The organism is Frankia alni ACN14a (assembly GCF_000058485.1).
GTDB lineage: Bacteria > Actinomycetota > Actinomycetes > Frankiales > Frankiaceae > Frankia > Frankia alni.
Genome location: NC_008278.1, coordinates 3,087,936 through 3,112,308, shown reverse-complemented (window position 1 = coordinate 3,112,308; position 24,373 = coordinate 3,087,936). Strand labels below are relative to the sequence as shown.

Annotated in this window: 17 protein-coding genes; 7 read left to right on the top strand and 10 right to left on the bottom strand. The window is 73.2% G+C overall.

Annotated elements, in window-relative coordinates:
• The first annotated feature begins 415 nt into the window (after positions 1 to 415).
• Positions 416 to 1,201, top strand: coding sequence for a dienelactone hydrolase family protein (locus tag FRAAL_RS12540; RefSeq protein ID WP_011604021.1), 786 nt, complete (start codon positions 416 to 418; stop codon positions 1,199 to 1,201).
• A 154-nt stretch (positions 1,202 to 1,355) separates the two neighbouring features.
• Here FRAAL_RS12540 and prcA read toward each other — a convergent pair whose 3' ends face one another.
• The 5 genes from prcA to arc form a co-directional block, all read right to left on the bottom strand.
• Positions 1,356 to 2,081: a proteasome subunit alpha gene (gene prcA / locus FRAAL_RS12535; protein WP_011604020.1), complete on the bottom strand. Its 726-nt coding sequence runs from the start codon at positions 2,079 to 2,081 to the stop codon at positions 1,356 to 1,358.
• 1 nt (position 2,082) lies between these two features.
• Positions 2,083 to 2,907, bottom strand: a complete 825-nt coding sequence (gene prcB, locus FRAAL_RS12530) for a proteasome subunit beta (protein WP_173402688.1) — start codon at positions 2,905 to 2,907, stop codon at positions 2,083 to 2,085.
• Between the two features lie 572 nt (positions 2,908 to 3,479).
• Positions 3,480 to 3,698 carry a ubiquitin-like protein Pup gene (locus tag FRAAL_RS12520; protein WP_011604017.1) on the bottom strand — a complete coding sequence of 73 codons (219 nt, stop codon included), beginning with the start codon at positions 3,696 to 3,698 and terminating at the stop codon, positions 3,480 to 3,482.
• Positions 3,699 to 3,887: 189 nt separating this feature from the next.
• The gene (gene dop / locus FRAAL_RS12515) at positions 3,888 to 5,405 is read right to left on the bottom strand and encodes a depupylase/deamidase Dop (protein WP_372666872.1); all 1,518 of its coding nucleotides are present in this window, start codon (positions 5,403 to 5,405) and stop codon (positions 3,888 to 3,890) included.
• 487 nt (positions 5,406 to 5,892) lie between these two features.
• Positions 5,893 to 7,698 (bottom strand): proteasome ATPase, encoded by a 1,806-nt coding sequence (gene arc, locus FRAAL_RS12510; protein ID WP_041939236.1) that lies wholly within the window; start codon positions 7,696 to 7,698, stop codon positions 5,893 to 5,895.
• Between the two features lie 119 nt (positions 7,699 to 7,817).
• On the opposite strand from arc, the gene FRAAL_RS12505 reads away from it, so the two are divergent.
• Positions 7,818 to 8,141, top strand: coding sequence for a ferredoxin (locus tag FRAAL_RS12505; RefSeq protein WP_041939235.1), 324 nt, complete (start codon positions 7,818 to 7,820; stop codon positions 8,139 to 8,141).
• A gap of 362 nt (positions 8,142 to 8,503) precedes the next feature.
• On the opposite strand, the gene FRAAL_RS12500 is transcribed toward FRAAL_RS12505, so the two are convergent.
• Positions 8,504 to 9,460: a tRNA (adenine-N1)-methyltransferase gene (locus tag FRAAL_RS12500; protein ID WP_011604013.1), complete on the bottom strand. Its 957-nt coding sequence runs from the start codon at positions 9,458 to 9,460 to the stop codon at positions 8,504 to 8,506.
• Positions 9,457 to 10,647: a site-2 protease family protein gene (locus tag FRAAL_RS12495; RefSeq protein ID WP_011604012.1), complete on the bottom strand. Its 1,191-nt coding sequence runs from the start codon at positions 10,645 to 10,647 to the stop codon at positions 9,457 to 9,459. Before FRAAL_RS12495 ends, FRAAL_RS12500 begins: the two co-directional genes overlap by 4 nt.
• A 253-nt stretch (positions 10,648 to 10,900) precedes the next feature.
• On the opposite strand from FRAAL_RS12495, the gene FRAAL_RS12490 reads away from it, so the two are divergent.
• The 4 genes from FRAAL_RS12490 (at position 10,901) to FRAAL_RS12475 (ending at position 18,105) form a co-directional block, all read left to right on the top strand.
• Complete coding sequence (locus tag FRAAL_RS12490) at positions 10,901 to 11,887, top strand: RecB family exonuclease (protein ID WP_011604011.1); 987 nt, start codon at positions 10,901 to 10,903, stop codon at positions 11,885 to 11,887.
• Positions 11,888 to 12,170: 283 nt separating this feature from the next.
• Complete coding sequence (locus FRAAL_RS31645; RefSeq protein ID WP_083866779.1) at positions 12,171 to 13,700, top strand: ABC transporter ATP-binding protein; 1,530 nt, start codon at positions 12,171 to 12,173, stop codon at positions 13,698 to 13,700.
• Between the two features lie 4 nt (positions 13,701 to 13,704).
• Complete coding sequence (locus FRAAL_RS12480; RefSeq protein WP_011604009.1) at positions 13,705 to 16,236, top strand: ABC transporter permease; 2,532 nt, start codon at positions 13,705 to 13,707, stop codon at positions 16,234 to 16,236.
• Between the two features lie 1,080 nt (positions 16,237 to 17,316).
• Entirely contained in the window at positions 17,317 to 18,105 is a 789-nt protein-coding gene (locus FRAAL_RS12475) for an endonuclease domain-containing protein (protein WP_011604008.1), read from the top strand.
• Here the strand turns inward: FRAAL_RS12475 and FRAAL_RS12470 are convergent.
• On the bottom strand, positions 18,053 to 18,898 hold the full coding sequence (locus FRAAL_RS12470) for an HAD-IA family hydrolase (protein ID WP_041940469.1): 846 nt from the start codon (positions 18,896 to 18,898) through the stop codon (positions 18,053 to 18,055). The two genes, FRAAL_RS12475 and FRAAL_RS12470, sit on opposite strands and share 53 nt — an antisense overlap.
• Positions 18,899 to 20,208: 1,310 nt before the next feature.
• On the opposite strand from FRAAL_RS12470, the gene FRAAL_RS12465 reads away from it, so the two are divergent.
• Complete coding sequence (locus FRAAL_RS12465; protein WP_011604006.1) at positions 20,209 to 21,051, top strand: PAC2 family protein; 843 nt, start codon at positions 20,209 to 20,211, stop codon at positions 21,049 to 21,051.
• A 364-nt stretch (positions 21,052 to 21,415) separates the two neighbouring features.
• Here the strand turns inward: FRAAL_RS12465 and FRAAL_RS35800 are convergent, their stop codons facing one another.
• A complete protein-coding gene (locus tag FRAAL_RS35800; protein WP_011604005.1) occupies positions 21,416 to 22,918 on the bottom strand; it encodes a hypothetical protein in 1,503 nt (500 codons plus the stop codon).
• Between the two features lie 3 nt (positions 22,919 to 22,921).
• The gene (gene mshC, locus FRAAL_RS12455; RefSeq protein ID WP_083866778.1) at positions 22,922 to 24,247 is read right to left on the bottom strand and encodes a cysteine--1-D-myo-inosityl 2-amino-2-deoxy-alpha-D-glucopyranoside ligase; all 1,326 of its coding nucleotides are present in this window, start codon (positions 24,245 to 24,247) and stop codon (positions 22,922 to 22,924) included.
• Positions 24,248 to 24,373 lie beyond the last annotated feature (126 nt).

Here is a 24,373-nt window from a genome sequence, read left to right as displayed (position 1 = left end):
CCGCCGGTCACCACGGGACCGCTGTCCCGGTCACGCCGGCCCGCGCCGCGCCCGCCGTGCCCCGCGAGTCCGCCGTCGTGCGCGCACTCGCCGTCCTGTTCGGCAGCGGTCTGCTCACCGCATCCTCCCCTCCGTCCGGCGGAGCCCGCCGGGACGCTACGGGGAGTAGCGTGCCGCCTTCACGGTGTCGCGGCCCGTCCGGCGGCGTGTCGCGGCACGGCGTTTCGCGACGGAATCCGTCGTCACCCGGCGGTTCCCGGCGCCCTCCGGCGGCCCCGGCGGGCAGGCCGGGGGCACTGCGGTGGGCCGCCACACGGGGGTCGACGTGAGGCGCCCACACGCCAGGGCCGCGACGGTGGCATGTCCGACGCAGGCCATGCGGTCACGACGGCTGCGACGGGGAAGGATGGCCGCCATGACAACCGGAACGAACGATGCGACGTCCAGCCAGTCCCACCGCAACGGCACCCTGAAGAGCCACCTGCGGGCGGAGGTCACCCGGCGGGACTCCGTCCCGCTGACGATCGTGGCCCCCGCGGCGGACGACCCGCCCCGCGGTGGCGTCGTCGTCGTCCAGGACGCCCGCGGCATCACGCCGTACCTGGTCTCCGTGTGCGACCGGTTGGCGGGGGCCGGCTGGCTGACCGTGGCGCCGCACCTCTACCACCGGGACGGCTTCGACGAGGTCGACCCGGCCGGCGGCTGGCCGGGGGCGGTCCCGGCGATGGAGACGCTGACGGGGACGGGCATCGACGCCGACGTCGACGCGGCGCTCACCCATCTCGCCGACTCCGGCTTCGACGCCGGGCAGAGCGCGATCGTCGGGTTCTGCATGGGCGGCACCGTGGCGCTGCACACCGCCACCCGCCACCCGCTGGCCGCGGCGGTGTCGTTCTACGGCGGCGGGGTGAGCACGCCGTACTGGCCGGGCGTGCCGCCGCTGGTCGAGGCGGCCCCGGCGCTGCGCGTGCCGTGGCTCGGCCTCTACGGCGAGCAGGACGCTCTGATCAGCGCGGACGAGATCGCCGCGCTGCGGGCCGCGGCCGCCCGCAGCGGCGCGCCGACGGAACTCGTCAGCTACCCGGACGCGGGACACGCCTTCCACAGCGACGACCGGGAGGCGGTGTACCGCCCGGTCGCCGCCGCGGACGCCTGGTCCCGCGCGCTCGCCTTCCTCGACGAGCACGTCCGCCCGCGCTGAGCCGCCCGGCCGGTCCGGCAGTCGCCCTGGGGCCCTGACCGGACCGGCCGGCTCTGTCGATCAGAGGCGGTCGATCAGAAGCGGTCGATCAAGGAACCGATCGGCCAAGAGGAGCCTGTCGGCCAAGAAGATCCGGTCGGTCAGAAGCGGGCGGTCAGGACGAGGTGGCGGTCTGGGCGAGCAGCTCGGCCAGGGCGGGACCGGCGATCCGCTTGAACTGGCGCCGGGCACGGGTCCGGTCGAGCATCCCGACCTCCAGGTTGGCCGCGGTGAGCACCCGCTCGCCGTTCTGCGGCAGCCCCGGCGGGACGCTGACGGTCAGCGCCTGGACCGCGACCCGCAGGGCGTCGGCGAGGGGCTGGCCGTCCCGGTGGTGCTCCTTCAGCGAGGTCGTGACCTGGTCGGAGGCGCCGCCGATCGCGACGAACCCCCGCTCGTCGGCGATCGACCCGTCGAACGTCAGCTTGTAGATCTGGTCGTCGTCGGTGGTGGGACCGACCTCGGCCACCACGATCTCGACCTCGTAGGGCTTCACGCTCTCGGTGAAGATCGCCCCGAGGGTCTGCGCGTAGGCGTTGGCGAGGGCCCGGCTGGTCACGTCGCGCCGGTCGTACATGTAGCCGCGGGAGTCCATCAGACGGATGCCGGCCGTGCGCAGGTTCTCAAACTCGTTGTACTTGCCCACGGCGGCGAACGCGATGCGGTCGTAGATCTCGCTGATCTTGTGCAGGGTCGCCGAGGGGTTCTCGGCGACGAACAGGATCCCGTCCGCGTAGGTGATGACGACGACGCTGCGCCCGCGCGCGATGCCCTTGCGCGCGTACTCGGACTTGTCGCGGACCTGCTGTTCGGGGCTCGCGTATCCGAACGGCATGGTCACGTCAGCCTCCCGCGCTCGTGGAACGGTCCGCGATGATGGCGGTCACCACGGGTTCTACCTCGTCGTCGCCGTAGCGGCGGTACCCGTCGGACGTGACCGACGCGACGATCGGGTACAGCTTGCGGATCGTGTCCGGGCCACCGGTGGCCGAGTCGTCGTCGGCGGCGTCGTAGAGGGCCTCGACGGCGATCCGCACCGCGTCGTCCTGGGTCAGGTCGACGCGGAAGCGCTTCTTCAGCGAGCCCTTCGCGAACACCGAGCCGGAACCGATGGACTCGTAGGTACGCTCCTCGGACTTCGCCGCGGCGATGTCGTAGGAGAAGATCCGGCCCTTGTCCAGGTCCGGGTCGTAGCCGGCGAACAGGGGCACGACGGCGAGGCCCTGCAGGGCCATCGGGAGGTTCCCCTTGACCATGGCCGCCAGCCGGTTGGCCTTGGCGTCCAGGCTCAGGGTCGCGCCCTCGATCTTCTCGTAGTGCTCCAGCTCCACCTGGAACAGCCGGATCAGCTCGGCGCCAACCCCGGCCGTGCCGGCGTAGCCCACGCAGGAGAAGTCATCGGCGTGGTGCACCTTCTCGACGTCCCGCTGGGCGATCATGTGCCCCTGCGTCGCCCGGCGGTCACCGGCCATGATCACACCACCGGGGAACGTCACCGCCACGATCGTCGTGCCGTGCGCCACCTCGGTGACCGGCCCCGGCAGGCCACCCCGGGCCCCCGGCAGCAGGTGCGGCGCCGACTGCGACAGGAAATCGGTGAACGACGACGTTCCCGGTGTCATGAACACAGCCGGTAGGCGCCCGGCGCCACCCATTGGATCAGCCACGCATCCCCCTTCCGATAGACGGTCACACGGTCCGCGGCGTCCCGGTCGTCTCCGGGAACCGCGGGCGACGTGCGCATGAGCACAACATAGGGCCATGGCCACCTGGTGCGGTCGGCCAGGGCGACCGGCTCGGCGACCGACCGGCGATCCGGGCGCGCAGCCCGCTCCCGCACCGACCGCACATCCACCCCGCGCGGACCGTCCGCGGGCACCCGGCCGACCCGGCCGCGACACCCGGCCGCACCCCGCGGCGCGCCCCGGGCCGGATCAGGCCGTCCGGGCACACCCGGCCGGCCGCCGACGCGACCAGCGGCGATCCGCACGCCGCGGACCGCGGCGTCGCGGCGCAACGGAGGCCGACACCGTGGTTCCGGCGCCCGGCAACCCTCCACGCCCCGGCCTCGCCCGCCGGTGGAACCCGGCGGGCGACACACGGGGCGCGGGCGGGCGACCCGGCCGGCGGCGGTCAGGCGACACAGGACGACCGCCACGATCGAGAGGCACCTTCCGGTGCCCCGAGCGCGCCCGGAGCCGGTGCGCGGTGCGGGCTCAGCCCCGCCGACGCCGCGCGGTCACTCGCCGCCCTTCTGGACGTAGCCCTTGACGAACTCCTCGGCGTTCTCCTCGAGGACGTCGTCGATCTCGTCGAGGAGCGAGTCGACGTCCTCGGACAGCTTCTCGTGCCGCTCCTTGAGGTCGCTGGCGTCGTTGCCCTCGGCGGCGACCTCCTCGACCTCGTCGGCATGCCGGTTGGTGTGCTGCTGCCCGCCGCCGCTGTCCCTGGTGGCCATGAAGCCCTCCTTCGATCGCCTGGCGCGACACTATCCCGCCCCACCGACACCATCAGTCGGATCGGTGAGAGGTCCACTCCATCACGAACTGACCGTCTCGTCGCGACGTCCGCCCAGGGCGCAACGCCCGCAGGTCAGCCGGGGGCGGCCCGGCGCGGCGACGGGCGAGGAAGGGGGCCTGCGGCCTCCTCAGCGGCCGGCCAGCGCGTCGACGAGATCCGCGGCGGTGGCGCACCGGTCGAGCAGCTCGCCCACGTGCGCCCTCGTCCCCCGCAACGGCTCCAGGGTCGGCACCCGCTGCAGGGAGTCCCGGCCGATGTCGAAGATCACCGAGTCCCACGACGCCGCGGCGACCTGCTGCGGGTAGCGGGCGAGGCAGCGCCCCCGGAAGAACGCCCGGGTGTCCTCTGGCGGCTCCGTCATCGCCCTGGTGACCTCGTCCTCGCTGACGACCAGATCGAACCGGCCGCGCTCGACGAGGCGGTTGTACAGGCCCTTGTCCGGCCGGACGTCGTGGTACTGCAGGTCGACGAGTTCCAGGCGGGGCGAGTCCCAGGCCAGGGCGTCGCGCGAGCGGTACCCCTCCAGGATCGACAGCTTGGCGACCCAGTCGAGTTCCCGGGCGCAGCTCATCGGGTCGACCTCGAGGCGGCCGAGGACCGACTCCCACCGGGAGAGGACGTCGGCGGTCTGCGGGTCGACGTCCGAGCCGAACCGGTTCTCCACGTACTTGCGGGCCTGCTCGAAGTACTCCATCTGCAGCTGCACGGCGGTCATCTTCCGACCGTCGCGCAACGTGACGAGATGCTTGAGCGAGGGGTCGTGCGAGATCGCCCGCAGCGCGGCCACCGGACCGTCCACGGACAGGTCGACGCTGAACCAGCCGTCCTCGATCATGGCGAGAACCAGCGACGTCGTCCCCACCTTCAGGTAGGTGGCGACCTCGCTCATGTTCGCGTCGCCGATGATGACGTGCAGCCGGCGGTACTTCTCCGGGTCGGCGTGCGGCTCGTCGCGGGTGTTGATGATCGGGCGCTTCAGCGTCGTCTCGAGGCCCACCTCGACCTCGAAGAAGTCCGCCCGCTGGCTGATCTGGAAGCCGGCCTCCCGGCTGTCCACGCCGAGGCCGACCCGACCGGCACCGCAGACGACCTGGCGGGAGACGAAGAACGGGGTGAGGTTGCGGACGATCTCCCCGAACGGCGTCGAGCGGGCCATGAGGTAGTTCTCGTGGCAGCCGTAGGAGACGCCCTTGTTGTCGGTGTTGTTCTTGTACAGGTTCACGGGCTTGGCGCCGGGCACCGTCAGGGCGCGCCGCGCCGCCTCCGCCATCACCCGTTCACCGGCCTTGTCCCACAGCACGACGTCGCGCGGGTTGGTGACCTCGGGCGAGGAGAACTCCGGATGGGCGTGATCGACGTAGAGCCGCGCCCCGTTGGTCAGGATGACGTTGGCGAGGCCCAGGTCGTCCTCGTTGGCCGGCGCGCTCGGGTCGACCGCGGGCTCCCGGGGGAGCTCGAAGCCTCGCGCGTCCCGCAGTGGCGACTCCTCCTCGAAGTCCCACCGGGCACGGCTGCCCGAGGACGACGTTCTGTTGGCATAGGAGTTCACCACCAACGACGAGGCCAACATCTGGTTGGTGTTCGGCTGACCGGGCACCGACACCCCGTACTCGGTCTCGATTCCCATGATCCGGCGCGCGCTCACTCTGCAAGCGTAGGTGCTGCGCGGGCGGTCGGTTGGTCGGACGTCCGCCTTGTTTGTTCTGGGCGGTGCGCACGGACCCGTTCCGCCCGATGCGGATCGGCGCGAATGGCCCCTCACCGGACCCTCCCGAAACCGGGGATCCCCCGATCGGGGGCACCCTGAGCCGGGACGGGATCGCGGCGCGACCGACCCGCGGAGGCGGCCACGCAGGTGGCGGCCGCCCTCGCGAAAGCCCTCGTGGTGGGCTGCAGGGCCCGCACGGACGGGCCGGTCCGAACGGGCCGGCCCGTGGCCCGGGCAGGGCCGGCCCGAGGGCCCGGCAGGGCCGGGCCAGGCGGGCCGTGCGGGCCGTGCCTTCGCCGCGCACATACCGCGGCGCTCGGGACCTCCTCGGTCCCGAGCGCCGCGGTACGAAGCGTGCCGCCTCCCGTCGCGGTCGCCTGGACAGCGCGACCGCGACGGAACTGCGGTGGTGTTACGCCGGCCGTTACAGGTACTGGCCGGTGTTCGCGATGGTGTCGATGGAGCGTCCGGCCTCGGTGCCCTTCGTTCCGGTGACGAGCGTGCGGATGTAGACGATCCGCTCGCCCTTCTTGCCGGAGATCCGGGCCCAGTCGTCCGGGTTGGTCGTGTTCGGCAGGTCCTCGTTCTCCTTGAACTCGTCCAGGCACGCGGCGAGCAGGTACTGCATGCGCAGACCCTTGAGGCCGCCCTCGATGTGCGCCTTGACCGCCATCTTCTTGGCGCGGGCGACGATGTTCTCGATCATCGCGCCCGAGTTGAAGTCCTTGAAGTACAGGACCTCCTTGTCACCGTTGGCGTAGGTCACCTCGAGGAAGCGGTTCTCCTCGCTCTCCGCGTACATCCGCTCGACGACGCGCTGGATCATCGCGGCGACCGTGGCCTCCCGGTTGCCGTCGAACTCGGCGAGGTCCTCCGGGTAGAGCGGCAGGCTGGGCACGACGTACTTGGCGAAGATGTCGCGGGCCGCTTCGGCGTCGGGCCGCTCCACCTTGATCTTGACGTCGAGCCGTCCCGGCCGCAGGATCGCCGGGTCGATCATGTCCTCACGGTTGGACGCGCCGATCACGATCACGTTCTCGAGCTGCTCGACGCCGTCGATCTCGCTGAGCAACTGCGGAACGATCGTGTTCTCCACGTCCGAGGACACACCCGAGCCGCGGGTCCGGAAGATCGAGTCCATCTCGTCGAAGAACACGATCACCGGCATTCCCTCGGACGCCTTCTCGCGCGCCCGCTGGAACACCAGCCGGATCTGCCGCTCGGTCTCGCCGACGAACTTGTTGAGCAGCTCGGGGCCCTTGATGTTGAGGAAGAAGGCGCGGCCGTTGCCCTGGCCGGTGATCGCCTCGACCTTCTTGGCCAACGAGTTCGCGACCGCCTTCGCGATCAGCGTCTTGCCGCAGCCGGGTGGGCCGTAGAGCAGCACACCCTTCGGCGGCTTGAGCTGATGCTCCCGGTACAGGTCCTTGTACAGGAACGGCAGCTCCACCGAGTCGCGGATCGACTCGATCTGGCTCTTCAGCCCGCCGATCTGCTCGTACCCGATGTCCGGGACCTCTTCGAGGACGAGCTCCTCGACCTCGGACTTCGGGACTCGCTCGAAGGCGTACCCGGAGCGGGGCTCGATCAACAACGAGTCCCCCGCGCGGATCGGACCGTCGAGCAGCGGTTGGGCCAGCATGACCACCCGCTCCTCGTCGGTGTGACCGATCACCAGTGCTCGGTCACCGCTTTCGAGGACTTCCTTGAGCAGGACGATCTCACCCTGTCGCTCGAAGGAGCGAGCCTCGACCACGTTGAGGGCCTCGTTGAGCATGACCTCCTGGCCGGGCGAGAGCGAGCCGACGTCGACACTCGGCGACACGGTCACTCGGAGCTTTCTGCCCTGAGTGAACACGTCGACGGTGCCGTCGTCATATCGGGAGACGAAGATCCCGTAGCCGCTGGGCGGCTGCGCGAGTCTGTCGACCTCCTCCTTCAGGGTGACGATCTGGTCGCGCGCCTCCCGGAGGGTGGCGACGAGTCTGTCGTTCTGTCCCGTGGCGGACGACAGCTCGGCCTGAACCTCCGCGAGGCGTTCCTCCAGCACCCTGACCTGCCTGGGCGATTCGGACAACCTACGCCGCAGCATGGCCACTTCCTCTTCCAGGAAGGCGACCTGCGTCGTGAGCTCGTGTGCTTCCTTCTCGTACGCCGACCGCCGTGATTCGGCATCACCTGGACGACCCGTGCTCCCACCGGAGCCAGAGCCCGAACGGGGACCGGACACTGCGCCTCCACCTCCCCCGTGCTGACCGGGACGCACCCACACTACCGTTGTGACCGCCGCTGGCAGGCCGGTCACGCAAGGACGACCCGGCTTTGCCGTAAACAGCGGGTTACGGTGCCATGGTGACAGAAGATCGGAGCCCTGTGGCAACTCCAGCGAAGCCGGGCGTTTCGGCGGGCCTGCGCGTGCGGGTCGACCAGAACGCCTGCACCGGCGACGGTCTGTGCGTCCAGCTCGCCCCCAGCGTCTTCGAGTTCGACGTCGACGGGCTCGCCTACGTCAAGGACGACGCCGGTGAGCTCCAGACGACCGACGGAGCGTACGTGCCCGTCCCCCTCCCGGTCGTGGACGCGGTCGTCGACGCGGCCGACGAGTGTCCGGGGACGTGCATCTACGTGGAACGCCCGGACGGCACCCTCGAGGCCGGCGGCCCCCTGAGCTGACGACCCCCTGACCAGGACGACGCCCGCCGACCACGGGGCCGGCCGGAGCAGGGTCCGAAGGCCCGTCCGCGCCGCCGTGGACGGCGCGGGCCGGCGTGCGGCCGCGGGCCCACAGCCCCGTGGAGCCGAGCCCCGTGGAGCCGTGCCCCGTGGAGCCGTGCCCCATGGAGGCGGCCCCACAGGCAGCACAGACCAGGTAGCCAGGCGGCCCAGAGCGGCTGGCAGCCCAGACAGAGCGGCAGTGCGGACCGGCCCGCGCGAGAAGCGGACCGGCCGCGCGAGAAGCAGCGCAGACCGTACGCAGCGCGGAACCAACCGGCGGTGCGAACCGAGGGGGTCCGGCGGCCGGGCCTCGCGGCGGCCTAGGGGACGGACTCGGGCTCGTCCTCGGCGGCCACCGGCGCGGCCAGGGGGGCCGACTCCGCGGGTCCCGTGGCCGTCGGCTCGCCGAGGGCGCCCTTCGCGGGCCGGCGCCGGCGGACCGGGGGCGTGACGCCGTCGGCGAGGCGGCGCGCGGTGACCAGGAAGCCCGTGTGGCCGACCATGCGGTGGCCGGGGCGGACGGCAAGGCCCTCGACGTGCCAGTCCCGCATCATCGTCTCCCAGGCGGCGGGCTCGGCGAACGTGCCGTGCGCGCGCAGGGTCTCCACGACGCGGGAGAGCTGCGTCGTCGTGGCGACGTAGGCGCAGACCACCCCGCCGGGAACGAGCGCCGCGCTGACGGCGTCCACGACGTCCCAGGGCGCCAGCATGTCGAGGACGACCCGGTCGATGTCCCGTTCGGTCGTCTCGGCCAGATCGCCGACGATCACCGTGTGCGCCGGGTGCGGCCCGCCGAAGAACGTCTCGATGTTGCGCTGGGCGATGGCGGCGAAGTCCTCCCGCCGCTCGTAGGAGATCAACCGACCGGCGTCCCCGATGGTGCGCAGCAGGGAGCAGGACAGCGCGCCCGAGCCGACGCCGGCCTCGAGCACGCGCGCGCCCGGGAAGATGTCCGCGTACGTGACGATCTGGCCCGCGTCCTTGGGATAGACCACCGTCGCGCCGCGGGGCATCGACAGCACGAAGTCCACGAGCAGGGGGCGCAGCGCCAGGTAGTCGGTGCCGCCGGTGCTGGTGACGACGATGCCCTCGGGCCGGCCTAGCAGCGCGTCGTGCTCGACGGCGCCGCGGTGGGTGTGGAACTGCTTGCCCGGTTCCAGGACGACGGTGTGCTTGCGTCCCTTGGGGTCGGTGAGCTGCACCCGGTCGCCCTTGGTGAAGGGCCCGCGGCGGTGCGCCGCGCCGGTGGGACCGGGACGGAGATCGGGCTCGGTCACCGCTGCGCCACCATGCGTGCGGCGGCGGCCGGGTCGAGGCGAGCGACCAGGTCGACCATGGCGAGCACGCCGACCGGCCGGCCGTGCTGCAGCACCAGGTACTCCGAGGCGGGCATGCTCTGCACCGCGGCGAGCAGGTCCTCGCCCTCCAGATCGGCGTCGAGCACCATCCCGGGCGCGATCGCCCGGCTCACCTCGTCCACGGACATCCACGGCCTCCGATGCTCGGGCAGCGCGTCGACCGCCGAGCCATTCATGATCTTGATGGGATTACCGTCCCGGTCGATCACCGCGACGGCGGTGGCGCCGACCTCCTGCGCCCTGCGCAGGGCCTCGGCCAGCGGCACGGCGCCCTCGACGGGCAGCGTCCGGCGCACCAGCCGGCCGGCGGACAGGCCCGGCAGCCGCCCCCGCAGCTGGGCCGCCCGCAGCGACTGAAAGGCCGCGAAGGCCAGGAACGCCGCCAGAGCATACGTGTAGAACAGGCCGAAGCTGTCGCCGGAGATCGTCGTACCCCAGACGACCATGCCGGCGGCCACCACGAAGCCGCCGTAGGCGCCGGCCCGCAGCCCGCGCAGCTTGTCCCCGGTCACCGCCCACACGGCGGCGATGACCACCCGCCCGCCGTCCAGCGGCACTCCGGGGGCCAGGTTGAACACGAACAGCGCCAGGTTGATGACCCCGAGATCACGCAGCACGACCCCGACGTGGGTGTCGCCGCCGATGCCGAGCAGGCCGAGGAAGCACAGCCCGGCGAGCACGCCGTTGGCCGCCGGCCCGACGAAGGCGATGAGGAACTCGCGGCCGGGACTGCGGGGCTCGGGCTCGAACTCGGTGAACCCGGCGAACCCGTGCAGCGTCACCGAACGGACGGTGTGACCGAAGGCGAGCGCGGCCAGGCAGTGCCCGATCTCGTGGACCAACAGGGAGACCAGGAAGCCGACGGAGATCACCGTGGCCATGGCGAGGACCTGGCCGTCCGACGCCGTCGGCAGCCGGTCCCGGATGGAGCCGGAGAGCAGGTAGGCCACCAGGAGGGCGAAGATCAGCGCGAGTGGCGACACCATGATCGGGACGCCGCGGATGCGCCCGATGACGACTCCCGACGGGCGTTCCCCCGGATGCCGCGACGCACCACCCATGCCGCCATGGGCATCCGAGCCGGTGCCACCGCGCTGATCCGTCATGGAACCGATGCTACGGACCAGATCCGGCCGCGTCTGCCGGCCCTGTCCACGCCTGTGACCAGCGGGGGTGCCGGAGGCCTCCGGTCAGGGCCACCCCGGCGCGCCGATGCCCACCCGCGCACCCCGCGGCGCCGGTCCCCCGGGACGGCACCGCCGGCGACCGGACCGCCACCGCCGCACCGCCGCGCACGTCCGTCGGCGCCGGCCGGGACCGACCGGCGAAAGTGTCGGTGGCGGGTTCTAGGGTCGGGTCATGACCACGACGCCGCCGCCTGATTCCGCGGCATCCAGGGACGCCCCGGTGTCGGCGGCCGCTCCCGCAGCGCCGGCCGGCCGCGCGGCACTGGTCGGCTCCACAGCGCCGGGCGGGCCGCGGGGTGCCGAGCGGCCGCTGATCGGCTCGCTGTCCCCGTCGCGGGCGGCGGACTTCGTCAACTGCCCGCTGCGCTACCGGTTCCGCGTCGTCGACCGGCTGCCCGAACCGCCGAGCGAGGCGGCCAGCCGCGGGACCGTCGTGCACTCGGTCCTGGAGAACCTGTTCGACCTGCCGCCGGCCGGGCGGACCCTCGAGGCGGCGCGCACGCTCGTCGAGCCGGCCTGGCAGGCGCTGCGCGAACGGGAGCCCGCCGTCGAGACGCTCTTCGACGGCCCGGACGCGCTCGCCGCCTGGCTGGATTCGGCGCGCGACCTGCTCGCCGGGTACTTCGCGCTGGAGGACCCGGCCCGGCTCGCCCCGTCGGCCCGCGAGCTCTACGTCGAGCACGTGCTCGACTCCGGGCTGCGGCTGCGCGGCTACGTGGACCGGCTCGACGAGGCCACGACCCCGCAGGGCCTGGCCCTGCGGGTGGTCGACTACAAGACCGGCCGCTCGCCCGGGCCGGCGTTCGAGGCTTCGGCGATGTTCCAGATGAGGTTCTACGCCCTGCTGTTGTGGCGGATCCGCGGCGTGATTCCCCGGGAGCTTCGCCTGTACTACCTCGGGGACCGCACCTGGTTGCGGGCCGCCCCGGACGAGGCGGACCTGCGGGCCACCGAGCGGCGGATCGAGGCGCTGTGGGCGGCGATCGACCGGGCCCACCGCAGCGGGGACTGGCGGGCCACCCCCAACCGCCTGTGCTCCTGGTGCCATCACCAGGCGCTGTGCCCGGCGTTCGGCGGCACGCCCCCGCCGCTGCCGCGCCAGGCCCCCGCCCTCCCCCTCGACGACGCGGCCCCGACCGTCTGCGAGGCGGACGGCTGACGGCCGCCGGGAGGACACCGCACGCGGGCGAGGACGGGAACGTCGATGGGAGGGGTTGTCGGGGATTCCGGATCGATCCCGAGATGCGGATCATCACTCGGTCGTTGGGGACTCCGACGGCGCGATCGAGGTCGTCCGGGCCGGGCGGCCGGCAGGCGAGCCCCGCGACGCGTGCCAGTCCGCGCACCGAAACACCGACAGAGGACGATGGGACGGGCCCTGTACCCGGCGGCGGGCAGGGGCATCGGCAGACGCGCCGAGCTCGCGAGGAGAGGACATCACGATGGCCCGACGGACCGGATCATCCCCAGGCGGGAGGCGGGACGCGGGCCGGGGCGCTCCGGCCGGTCGCCCGCAGCGGGTGGCGCGGACCGCCGAGCGCGGGGCCGATCGCCGCGAGCAGCCCGCCGCCGGCGTCGTGGGCGGTCCCGGCGGCGGCGCGGGAGGCATGGTCCCGGCGGCGCGCGCCGACCGGCTGACGAAGATCTACGGCACCGGGGACACGACCGTCACCGCGCTGCGCGGGATCGACCTGGACTTCCCGCGCGGCCGCTTCACGGCGATCATGGGGCCGTCGGGTTCGGGGAAGTCCACGCTCATGCACTGCCTGGCCGGTCTGGACACGGTGACCCGCGGGCGGGTGTTCATCGGCGACGTCGACCTGTCCCGGCTGTCGGACAAGGAGCTCACCCGCCTGCGCCGGGACCGGATCGGCTTCATCTTCCAGCAGTTCAACCTGCTGCCGACGCTGACCGCGGCGGAGAACATCACGCTGCCGCTGAGCATCGCGGGCCGCTCCCCGGACCAGGCGTGGATGCGCACCGTCGTCGACGCGGTCGGCCTCGCCCCCCGGCTGGGGCACCGGCCGAGCGAGCTCTCGGGCGGCCAGCAGCAGCGGGTCGCCTGCGCGCGCGCCCTCGTCACCCGACCCGAGATCATCTTCGCCGACGAGCCGACCGGCAACCTGGACTCCCGCTCGGGCGCCGAGGTGCTGTCGTTCCTGCGGGACTCGGTCACCGAGCTCGGCCAGACGATCGTCATGGTGACGCACGATGCCACCGCGGCCTCCTACTCCGACGAGGTGATCTTCCTCGCGGACGGCCGACTCGTCGACGCGATCGAGCGACCCACCGCGGACGAGGTGCTCGACCGGATGAAGCACCTCGACGCCGCCCAGCGAGGCCTGCTTCCCGACGGCGCCGACGCGGCCGGCGAAGCGGGCGCCTACGACGACCGGGACGGCCACGACCACCGGGACGACCACGACGGCCGGGGCCGCCACGACGGCCGGGACCGCCACGCGCGTCCCGCGGATCGCGAGCGTCAGGGCGGCCGTGCCCGCCAGGACGGCTACGACGCGACGCCCCGCCCTCGGGGCTACCCGGCAGGCGACGACGACCCCTACGGCGACTACGACTATCCCGACCAGCGCTACGGCAATGACGGCCGGGCGGCCCGACCAGCGTCCTACGACGGCCGCTACGCCGAGCCGTTCACCGGCGAGTTCGCCCCCGTCCCCGGGCCCGAGACCGGGCCGCTGGACGGGAGCGGCCCGGGCGGCGGCCGCTACGGGGGGCCGGCGGGTGACCCGCGGCGCCGACCGCTACCGCGCCCCACCGGCCCACGTGATGACGACGAGCCGGACGGCTACGGCTCCCCGGACGGCTACGGTCCTCCGGACGGCTACGGTCCCCCGGAGGGCTACGGCGCTCCGGGCAGCTACGGCTCCTCGGACGGCTACGGCTCCACGGACGGACAGAGCGCCCCACGCGGCTACCGGGCGGACGGGCCCGGGTCGGCGGGCTGGGCCTGAGCCGATGCTGCGCGCCACCCTCAAGAGCCTGCTGGCCCGCAAGATCCGGCTGGCCCTGTCCATGCTGGCGGTCGTCGTCGGCGTGAGCTTCGTCACCGGCACCCTGGTCCTGACGGACACGCTCAACCGGACCTTCAACACCCTGTTCGCCGACATCAACAAGAACGTCAGCGTCGCGGTCCGGGCGGTCAACCAGATCGACCCGACGAGCGACGCCGGCCGACCGCCGCTGCCCGCGTCGATCCTCGACTCCGTGGCCAGGGTCGACGGGGTGCGGGCGGCTGTCGGGTCGGTCGACGGCCAGGCGGTGCTCATCAACCCACGGACCGGCAAGCCGGCGAAGGAGGGCGGGGCGCCGGGGCGGGGCACGAACTGGACGGGCGGCCAGCCGACCGCGCCCGAGCAACTCGCCGAGGGCCACGCCCCGGGGCCAGGCGAGATCGCGGTGGATCGGGCGACGGCGAGGGACCTTCATCTCGTCCTCGGAACGCGGGTCTCCGTGCAGACCAAGGGCGCACCGACGACGTACACGCTGGTCGGCACGTTCCGGGTGGCCGGGCAGGACAGCCTCGGCGGTGCCGCCGTGACCGCGTTCGACACCGCCACCGCCCAACGGGTGCTGCTGGCCCCTGGCCAGTTCAGCTCCATCCACCTGGCGGCCGTCCCCGGCCTGGGCCAGTCGGAGCTGCGCGCGCGGGTCGCCGCCGTGCTCCCCGCCGGCGTCGAGGCGATCACCGGCACGCAGCTGTCGGAGGAGAACGCCAGCGCCGTGCAGCAGGCGATCAGCGGCTTCTCGACCTTCCTGCTGATCTTCGCGGCGATCTCGGTGTTCGTCGGCGCGTTCATCATCTTCAACACGTTCACCATGCTGGTGGCGCAGCGGGTGCGGGAGCTGGCGCTGCTGCGGGCGATCGGCGCGAGCCGGCGTCAGGTACAGATCTCGCTGCAGGTCGAGGCAGCTCTGGTCGGTTTCGCCGGGGCGAGCGTGGGTCTGCTGTTCGGCGCGGGGCTCGCCGTGCTGCTCCGGGCGGCCGTCGGGGCGTTCGGGGTGGATCTACCCAGCGGCTCGCTGGTCTTCGAGGCGCGTACGATCATCGCCGCCTACGCCGTGGGAGTCGTGATCACCTCGGCCGCGGCCTTCGTGCCGGCGCGCAAGGCGGCGTCCGTGCCACCGATCGCGGCGATGCGGGAGTCCTATGTGCTGCCGACGCGCTCGCTGCGCACCCGGGCCGTCGCCGGGACCGCCCTCACGGCGCTCGGGGTGCTGCTGCTCGTCCTCGGGACCGCGTCGGCGGGCAAGTCGGGAGCCACCGCCGTGGGAGCCGGTGCCGCGGGGATCTTCCTCGGCATCGCCACCCTGTCGCCGCTGTTGTCCGGCCCGATCATCCGGGTGCTCGGCGCGCCGTTCGTCTCGCTGTTCGGCACCACGGGCCGGCTCGGCCGGGAGAACGCGATGCGCAACCCGCGACGCACCTCCTCGACGGCCTCCGCCCTCATGATCGGACTAGCGCTGGTCAGCGCCTTCTCCATCCTCGGCCAGTCGATCAAGGAGTCGGTACGCACGACCGTGCAGGACAGTCTCGGCGCCGACTTCTTCCTGACCACCCAGGGCTTCGGCCAGGGCTTCAGCGGGCAGGTGGCGCGCGATCTGGCCGGCAAGCCCGGCATCGAGGTCGCGACCGGGCTGCGCGGCGGCCTGGCGAAGGTCGGCGGGCGCGACGCCCAGGTGCTCGCCGGGGATCCGGCCGGCCTGCCCAAGGTGCTGGCCCTCAAGAAGGTCGCCGGTGACCTCCGCGGCCTCGGCGACGGCACGATCCTCGTGGATGACGACGTCGCCGCCGACCGCCACCTCGGCGTCGGGCAGAAGATCCCCGTCACCTTCCCCGACGGCACCCAGGACCTCACCGTCGCCGGGACGTACAAGAAGAGCCAGGTGGCCGGCTCGTGGATCATCTCGACCGGCCAGTTCGCCCGACACAACACCGACGATCTCGACCTGTTCGTGCTGGTCAAACGCGCCGATGGAGCCGACCCCGCCGCCGTGCGCGCCGAGATCAACAAGATCGTCAGGCCCTATGCCACCGTGGAGGTGCGCGACCAGTCGGAGTTCGTCGCCCAGCAGGAGAAGCAGATCGACCAGCTCCTGGGCTTCATCTACGTCCTGCTGACCCTCGCGGTGATCATCGCACTGTTCGGCATCGTGAACACGCTCGCCCTGTCCGTGATCGAACGGACCCGGGAGATCGGACTGCTGCGCGCCGTCGGCATGAGTCGCGGGCAGATGCGGGCCATGGTCGTCATGGAGTCGACGATCATCTCCGTCTTCGGCGCCGTGCTCGGTGTCGCCGTGGGCAGCATCTTCGGCTGGGCCCTCACGAAGGCCCTGGCCTCCCAGGGCATCAGCACGTTCGCCTACCCGGTCCCGACCATCATCATCGTCATCGTCGTCGGTGTCCTGCTCGGCATCCTCGCCGCCGTCTTCCCCGCCCGCCGCGCCGCCCGCATGGACGTCCTGCGCGCCATCTCCGCCACCTGACCCGGCGGCCAGCGGCGCCGGCGCCACCCCAGCCGCAGGAGGTCCGCGCAGCCGCGCCCCGCCCAGCTCGCGCGGCCTCCTGGCGACCTCACGCTGGATCGCACAGCGCCCCGACCCGCCCGCCACGCCACGCCCCGACCCGCCCGCCACGGCCCCGACCCGACCCGCCCGCCATGCCCCGACCCGCCCGGCCGCGCCCTGACCCACCCGCCATCTGAACGCCCGGCCAGCCCCACCGTCACCCACCCGCCGAGAAACCCAGCCACAAACATGCCAAATCATGCCGAGGGTTAGACACGGTTTCGGAGCAGAAAACCGTGCCCAAACCTCGGCACGATTCTGTAGCCACCCGACTACAAACAGGCTCCGAGCCTGGCAGCCTCCTCGGCGGGCCGCATCTGTCTGCAGGCCGCGCGGCCCGCAGACGGCCTCCGCAGGACAGGATGTCGGCTCACCCCAGGACGTCGGCTCATCCCAGGGCGTCGGCTCACCCACAGGACGCCGGCTCACCCACAGGACGCAGGCTCGTCCACAGGGCACCGGCTCGTCCACAGGGCACCGGGCTCGTCCACAGGGCACCGGCTCGTCCACAGGGCACCGGCTCGTCCACAGATTGGCCGATGCCGCTGCAGGGCGGCCCGACCACGGGCCAGGCTGGGCGGGTGGACCTTCCCACGCTCCCGCACTCGCTGCGTCACCTGGCCCTGCGCCAGGACGGCATGCTCACCTGGGCGCAGCTCCGGCAAGCGGGCATGACCCGACGGCACCTCGATCGCCTGATTCGAGACGCCGGCTGGTCCATCCCGTTCCGCGGTACGGTCCTGCTCCCCACCGCGCACCCGCTGCGCGGTCCCCTTCGGGCTGCGCTGGTCGGGCGGCCCGACGCCGTCGTCTGCCACCTGAGCGGCCGCCCGTCTCCTGGGCCTGCCGGGACTGCCTGGTGCCCCTCGTCGATCCGGGCGGGCCGGCGAGGACATTCACCGCTCGGCCTCGCACGCGGGGGCGGCGCCTCGACGCACTCCCGGCGCGGGTCGACCCAGCGCCGGCCGTGGCGGCGCGGCGGAGATCGGAACCACGGCGTTGCTCGGCGAGCCGATCCACCTCCTGCTCCCCCGCTCCGCGCACAGGGCCGCCGGCATCGCCGGTCTCACCCGGCATCTGGGCGCCCTGCGCCCCGGCGAGTGGCACTCGCGGCGAGGCATCCCCGTCACCACCGTCGAGCGCACCCTGGCCGACCTGGTCCTGGACAGCGATCGGGAGACCGCCGTCAGCCTGCTCGACGCAGCGCTGCACGCGCGGCGTGTGCCGGATGCCCGCGCCGTGCTCAGGTCGGCATCCGGACGTCGGGGGGTGGTCGGCCGCCAGACCTGGTTCGCGCTCGCAGACGGGCGGGCGGAGTCTCCTCTGGAGACGCGACTGCGCCTGCTGCTGCTCGACGCGGGCCTGCCGCCCGAGGAACTGCAGTGGCAGGTATGGGACCCCGGCCCCACGCGGACACGGCACGAGCCGACGAGGCTCGGGAAGCCCGACCTCTCCGACCCGACGCCGAGCACGCCGCCGCATCGGGACCCGGGGCTGGGAAGACGCCTGGTCGCCCGGCTCGACCTGGCCTGGCCGAGCCGGCGGGTCGCCGTGGAGGCGGACGGCGCCGCTTACCATGGCGAGCCCCGCGCGCTGTTCCGCGACCGCGTGCGGCAGAACGACCTGCTGTCGGCCGGCTGGACCCTGCTGCGCTTCACCTGGGCTGATGTGCTGGGCGGTCCGGCGGGCGTCGCCGATCTGGTGCGCCGCGCGCTGGCGCTGGCGGACGGTGCGGTCAGGTCCCGGCCGGGCGGGCAGCCAGGAGATCCTGGAGCAGGTCGAGGGTGACGTCGTGCAGGCTGCCGACGATCGCGGCGAGGCCCGAGGGCGGGGTCTCGGTGGCATCCGTCGGCACCGCGGCAGACGGCGCCGCATCCGGCGGCACGACACCGGACGGCACCGCGGCAGACGGCCCGAGCACGGCGACGACGGGCGGGACGGTAGTGGACGGGGCCGCGGTGGACGGGGTCGCGGTGGACGGGGCCGCGGTGGCGAGGTCGAGGCCCGGCATGGAGGGGACCAGGATGGTCGCGCAGCCGGCGGCCACCCCGGCGCGGGCGCCCGAGGGGCTGTCCTCCAGGACGACGCAGCGCCGCGGGTCCACGCCCAGCATGCGGGCGGCGGTGAGGTAGGGCTCGGGGTCCGGCTTGCGGCGGTGTACCTCGTCGCCGGCCACCGTCGTCGCGAACAGCTCCCGGCCGATCACGTCGAGCACAGGATCCATCAGGTCCCGGAAGGACGAGGAGACCAGCGCCGCCGGGACGCCCCGCTCCCGCAGGACGGCGAGCAGCTCGACGGCGCCGGGCTGCGGGACGATCACACCCGGCTCGCGGAACAGCTCTGCGGAGCGCCGCAGCAGGAAACGCGCCGTGGCCGGGACGTCGGCCGGCGGCCGGCCGAGCATCGACACCATGATCGGCACGGCGGTGTCGATGCCGTGGCCGATCATCGCCCGCTTCATCGCCGGGGTGAACTCGCCGCCGAGCCGCGCCGCCGCCTCGTGCTCGGCGACGGTCCAGATCGGCTCCGTGTCGACGAGCAGGCCGTCCATGTCGAAGAAGACCGCCGCAAGGCTTTCCACGTTGTGCTCCCAGCTCGCATCGGGGCGCACCGGATGGTTCCGGGTGCGCGGTTCGACGTGCCCTGCCCGGACGCGGGGCCGCCGCGTGCCCGCCGCCGGCGGCTGCCGCCCGCCGCCGGCTGCCCACGCCGACCGGTCACGTCCGGTCCCGACCGGCGCGACCCGTCTGCGGTCCGACGAGGGCACCGCTGCGCCCGGTACGGACCGGTCCTGCCCGTATGCTGCCGGATCGCGGACGCGCGTCGGACGCCGGGAGGCTGCGCGGGCCCGGGACGCGGGGTCCGGCCCGTCCGGGCGGCCAGGACCTGAGGACCTCGTTACATCGCCAGTCGGCGGGAATGCCGCGCGGGAAGGGGGCGGGGCCCGGCAACATGGTGACCATGGCGCCAGAGGCCTGCGGCACACACCGCGACGAGACGGGCAGTGAACCGTCGGGGCTGTGCGGGCGACCCCGCCGCCATCGGCCCCCTCGCGGACGGGCGGCGCACCGAGGCAGGCCACTGCAGCCGCGGATCGCGACGCGCCCGCGCCCGCGCTCGGGCCCACGACGGGGCCCGCGGTCACGACCAGAGACCTGGTCACGGACGGGAACATGGTCACGGACGGGAACATGGTCGCCCAGTCGTGGGTTGGCGACGATGCTGCCCGCGGTGGCCGGGTGAACTCCGCCTGCGACGGCCGGGTGAACGCGGGCCTCCGGGGAGGTGGTAGGACGGGCGGCGCGGGAGTCGACGGCGCGGGAGTCGACGGTGCGGGAGTCGACGGTGCGGGAGTCGACGGTGCGGGAGTCGACGGTGCGGGAGTCGACGGTGCGGGAGTCGACGGTGCGGGAGTTGACGGAGCCGGTGCGGCACGTCGCCGCGGGCCCGCGGCGACGCCGCCGGGACGGGCGGGAGCACGACGGCCGCCGGAGCCGGCGGGTGGGTCGGGAGACGGGTCGGGGAAGGTGCCGGGGGACGGGAGTGGGCGGGTGTCGCAAGCTGGACAGTGCTTGCCGCGACCGTTCGCCTTCCCGCGACAGCGGGTACTCGTCGGGAGCCGATACGGTGCAGCCACCGCGTCGATCCGGAACGGATGTCCGATCCGCCCGGCGTCGTTCGCCATCGACAGACCGAGGAAAGGCGTTCCCACGAGAACACCGGCAGACTGGTCCCGCGGAGGTTCACCGCGGGCGAGGGCAGGTTCCCCACCGGATGCAAGGAGGGCTGACGTAACGGATGTCGGCTCTGGGCAGGAGTCGTCTCCGTGAGGACGTACCGTTGCACTGTCACGGGGGCAGTGGGCCGCCGCTGGGCGGCAGGAGGTGGTAGGTGATCGAGTTCTCCGGCGTCGGTCAACTGCGGTCGCCGGTCGTGGTAGCCGCCTTCGAGGGTTGGAACGACGCCGCCGACGCGTCCTCCGCCGCCGTGGAGCATCTCGAGACGGCGTTCAAGGCCCGGGTGATCGGCGCGATCGACCCGGACGACTACTACGACTTCCAGGTGAACCGGCCGACGGTGAGCGGAACCGACGGGGCGTCGAGGAAGATCACCTGGCCGACCACCCGGCTGTCAGTGGCGCGGCCGCCGAAGTCGGAGACGGACCTGGTGCTCATTCGCGGGCTGGAGCCGAACATGCGTTGGCGCGGTTTCACCGATGAGCTGATCGAGGCGGTGCACGCCCTCGGCAGCGACATGGTGATCTCGCTCGGTGCGCTGCTCGCGGACTCCCCCCACACCCGTCCGGTGCCCATCAGCGGCACGGCAGGGGACGCGGCGACGGCGGCGAGGCTCGGCCTGGAGCCGTCCCGCTACGAGGGTCCGACCGGCATCGTCGGCGTCTTCGGCGACGCCTGCGCGCGGGCGGAGCTGGCCTCGGTGTCCTTCTGGGCTGCGGTGCCGCACTACGTCGCGAACCCCCCGTGCCCGAAGGCGACGCTCGCGCTGTTGCGGCGGGTGGAGGACCTGCTCGACATCGAGATCCCGCTCGGGGATCTGCCGGAGCGGGCCAAGGCGTGGGAGCGTCAGGTCGACGAGCTCGCCGCCGGGGACACCGAGGTCGCCGAGTACGTCCGCTCGCTGGAGTCCCGGGAGCCGGAGACTGCGCTGCCGGAGGCCAGCGGGGACGCGATCGCCCGCGAGTTCGAGCGCTACCTGCGGCGCCGCGGGCAGTGATGTCTCTCACGCCCTGACGCCCCGCCGGCCCGCCGGCCCGCCGCGCGATCCGGCCAGCTCCGGCCGACCGCCGTCACCGTGGTCGGCCCGGGCGGGCGGACCTGCCCGGCCCGCCCCATGATCGGCTTACGGCATGATCGGGCGGTGACACCGTCGGCCCGCCCGGCGCTTTGGCCTGGCCGTGGCCGGGGTGAACAGAGGTCGCACCGGGACGGGGCGACCCGCCGCTGCCGTGGACGGAGGCCGGTGTCGGTCACCCGGACAGTGACCCGGGCGGCCTGCCCCGAGGCTCCCGGGTCGGGCGGAACGGCACGTGCAACCGGCCCGTCGTGTCCGCGTGGGTCTGCGGACAGCGGTGGTGGCCTTACTCCTCGACGATCTCGGCGTCGATGATGTCCTCGTCGGCGCCCCGGCGGAAGGGGACGCCGGCGGTGGTGGCCGCCGGCTCCCGCTGGGCGGCGCTCGCCGGGTACGGCTCGGCGTCGGCGACCTCACCCTGCCGATGCCGGCCAGGAGGGCGCCGACCGAGCCCGGCGGCGCCCATGCGTCCCGTGACCCGGCCGCCCGCCGCACCGACGCCGACGGCCGGGCCAGGCGCGTCCCCCGAGGATCCGTTTCCGTCCGCTCCGCCGAGCGGACCGACGGCGCCCGCAGCATCCCAGGCCGCCCCACCGGCGCCCGCGGCCGCCGGCCAGCCCGGCCCGCGCTGACCGGCGCCGTGGGGACCGGCTTCGCCGGGGCCGGCGCCGTGCAGTCCGCCGCCGTGCTCACTGGCACCGTGCTGGCCGGTCCCGTGCTGCGGAGCAGCCCCGTGCCGCTGGCTGGTGTCGTTCTGCGGGGCAGGCGCGTGCTGCGGGGCAGTCCCGTACCGGGGGACGGCGCCGTGTTGGCCCGTGGCGGCGGGGGCTCCGGCAGCGGCGGAGAATCCCGGGCCGGCTGGTGATCCCGGGCCGGCTGCCGGTCCGGGACCGTCGGGGCTACCGGGCACCCCGGGCGGCCGGGGTGGGACGCCTACGGGGGCCGTGGACGGCATCGTCGGCCCGTCCAGAACCGACCGGGCCGCCGGATCTGTCGGAGTTGACGGAGCCGACGGGGCTCTCGGAGTCGTCGGGGCCGCCGCCTCCGGGCCGCCCGGGAAGCCGCCACCGGTGGCCTGCGCCGCGGCGGGGCCGGGGACGAAGCCGTCCTGCGCGCCGGGGACGAAGCCGTCCTGTGTGCCGGCGGCGGGGAAGCCACCGGCGGCGGGGTCGCCGCCGCCCGCTTCCGGCGGAGCCGTGCCGGCCCGGGCGAGGTCGGTGAGGGCGCGGTCGACGTCGTCGGAGCCGAGGATGCGACGCAGCCGCAGCACCGCTCCGATGATCTCGCCCTGTTGGTGGCGAAGCGCGTCGAGGGACGCGGAGTTGCGGGCGATCTCGTCCGCCAGCTCCCGGTGACGTTCGACGGCGAGCCGGCGGCTCTCCTCCACCGCGTCGAGCAGGAGCTTCTCGGCCTGCTCGCGGGCCTCGCGGACGATCGGATGGTTCGCCCCGGCGTCCTCGATCACCTCCTCCAGGGCGGATTCGGCGATCTGGCGGGCGCCGTCGATGATCTCGTCGGCCTCCCGCTGGGCGATGGCGAGCATCTGCCCGATCCGGCCGCCGGCCTGGGCGGCGAACGCCTCGGTGCCGGCGACGCCCGCGTTGCGCTCCCGCTCGTGCCTCAGCGCGCTTTCGGCAGCGGCCGCGCGCGAGGTCACCTGGCTGGCGTACCGCCACAGCGTGGCGAGGTAGTCGTCCACCTGGCGCGGGTCGTAGCCGTGGGCGACCTCGTCGAACGCGGGTCGTTCGGTCGCTGCCCCGGGATCTGTTCCGTGGTGGTGAGCCCCCATCCCTCAGCTCCCTCTGGGTCGGACGGGTTCAAGGTCTACACCGAGCAGTGTGTCAACGAGCCGCGCGACGAGTGCGGGCGCCTCCCCTCCCGCACTCGCCGCACCGCCAGAACCGCGAAGGGACCCACCGGACGAACCGACGCCGACGGAACCGCCGACGGGACCACCGCCGGCGTCGGCGAGTGCCGCGTCGACCCAGGCGTCGACCGCGGCGAGGGCACCGGGAGCGTCGAGGTCGTCGGCGAGCCGCTCGCGGACGGCGGCGAGCACCCCCTGCGCGTCCGGGCCGGCGGGCAGGGCGACGGCCGCCCGCCACCGTCCGACCCGGGCCACCGCGTCCGTCAGCAGGCTCGCCGACCACTCCCAGTCCGCGGTGTGGCGGTGGTCCAGCAGGGCGAGGCGCAGTGCGGCCAGGTCCGTCCCGGCGCGGCGCAGCCGGGAGACGAACTCCAGGTTGCCGCGCGACTTCGACATCTTGTGGCCGTCGAGGCTGACCATCGCGGTGTGCACGTAGCTGCGGGCGAACGGGCGGGCACCGGCGGCGACCTCGGCGTGCGCGGCGCTGCACTCGTGGTGCGGGAACGACAGGTCGGTGCCCCCGCCCTGGAGGTCGACGACGCCGCCGAGATGGTGGCGGGCGATCGCCGAGCACTCGATGTGCCAGCCCGGCCGGCCGGGTCCGAACGGGGACGGCCACGACGGTTCCCCGGGGCGCCGGGCCCGCCACAGCAGCGGGTCGAGGGGATCCTTCTTGCCCCCGCGACCAGGGTCGCCGCCGCGCTCGGCGCAGATCGCGAGCATCTCGGCCCGGGACAGGTGAGAGATCTCACCGAACGCGGGTGCGGCGGCGACGGAGAAGTACAGGTCGTCGTCGACGTGGTAGGCCGCGCCTCGGTCGACGAGTTCGGCGACCATGTCGACGATCATCGGGATCGCCTCGACCACGCCGACGTAGGAGTCCGGGGCGAGCATCCGCAGCGCGGTCATGTCCTCACGGAACAGCGCGATCTCCCGCGCGGCGAGGTCGCGCCAGTCCAGGCCGTCGCGGTCGGCGCGCTCGAGCAGGGGGTCGTCGACGTCCGTAACATTTTGTACATAAAGAACTTTATGTCCAGAATCACGGAGCACCCGCTGCGCGAGGTCATACGTCAGGTACGTGAACGCATGACCCAGGTGCGTCGCGTCGTACGGCGTGATGCCGCAGACATAGAGATGCGCCGTGGGAGCGGAATCCAGGGCCCGCACGCTCGACGTGGCCGTGTCGAAGATCCGCAAGGGCCGGCCGGTGCCTGGAAGTGGACGTATCGGAGGAGATGGCCACGCCTGCATGCGTGTCAGAGTAACCGCGAACCGTTCCGCCGGCGGGCACAAGACGGGTAACCATCCCGTAACCGACCTGCGAAAATGAACACAGCCACCGTCATCACCGTCAGTAAACTGACGATGCCGTACACC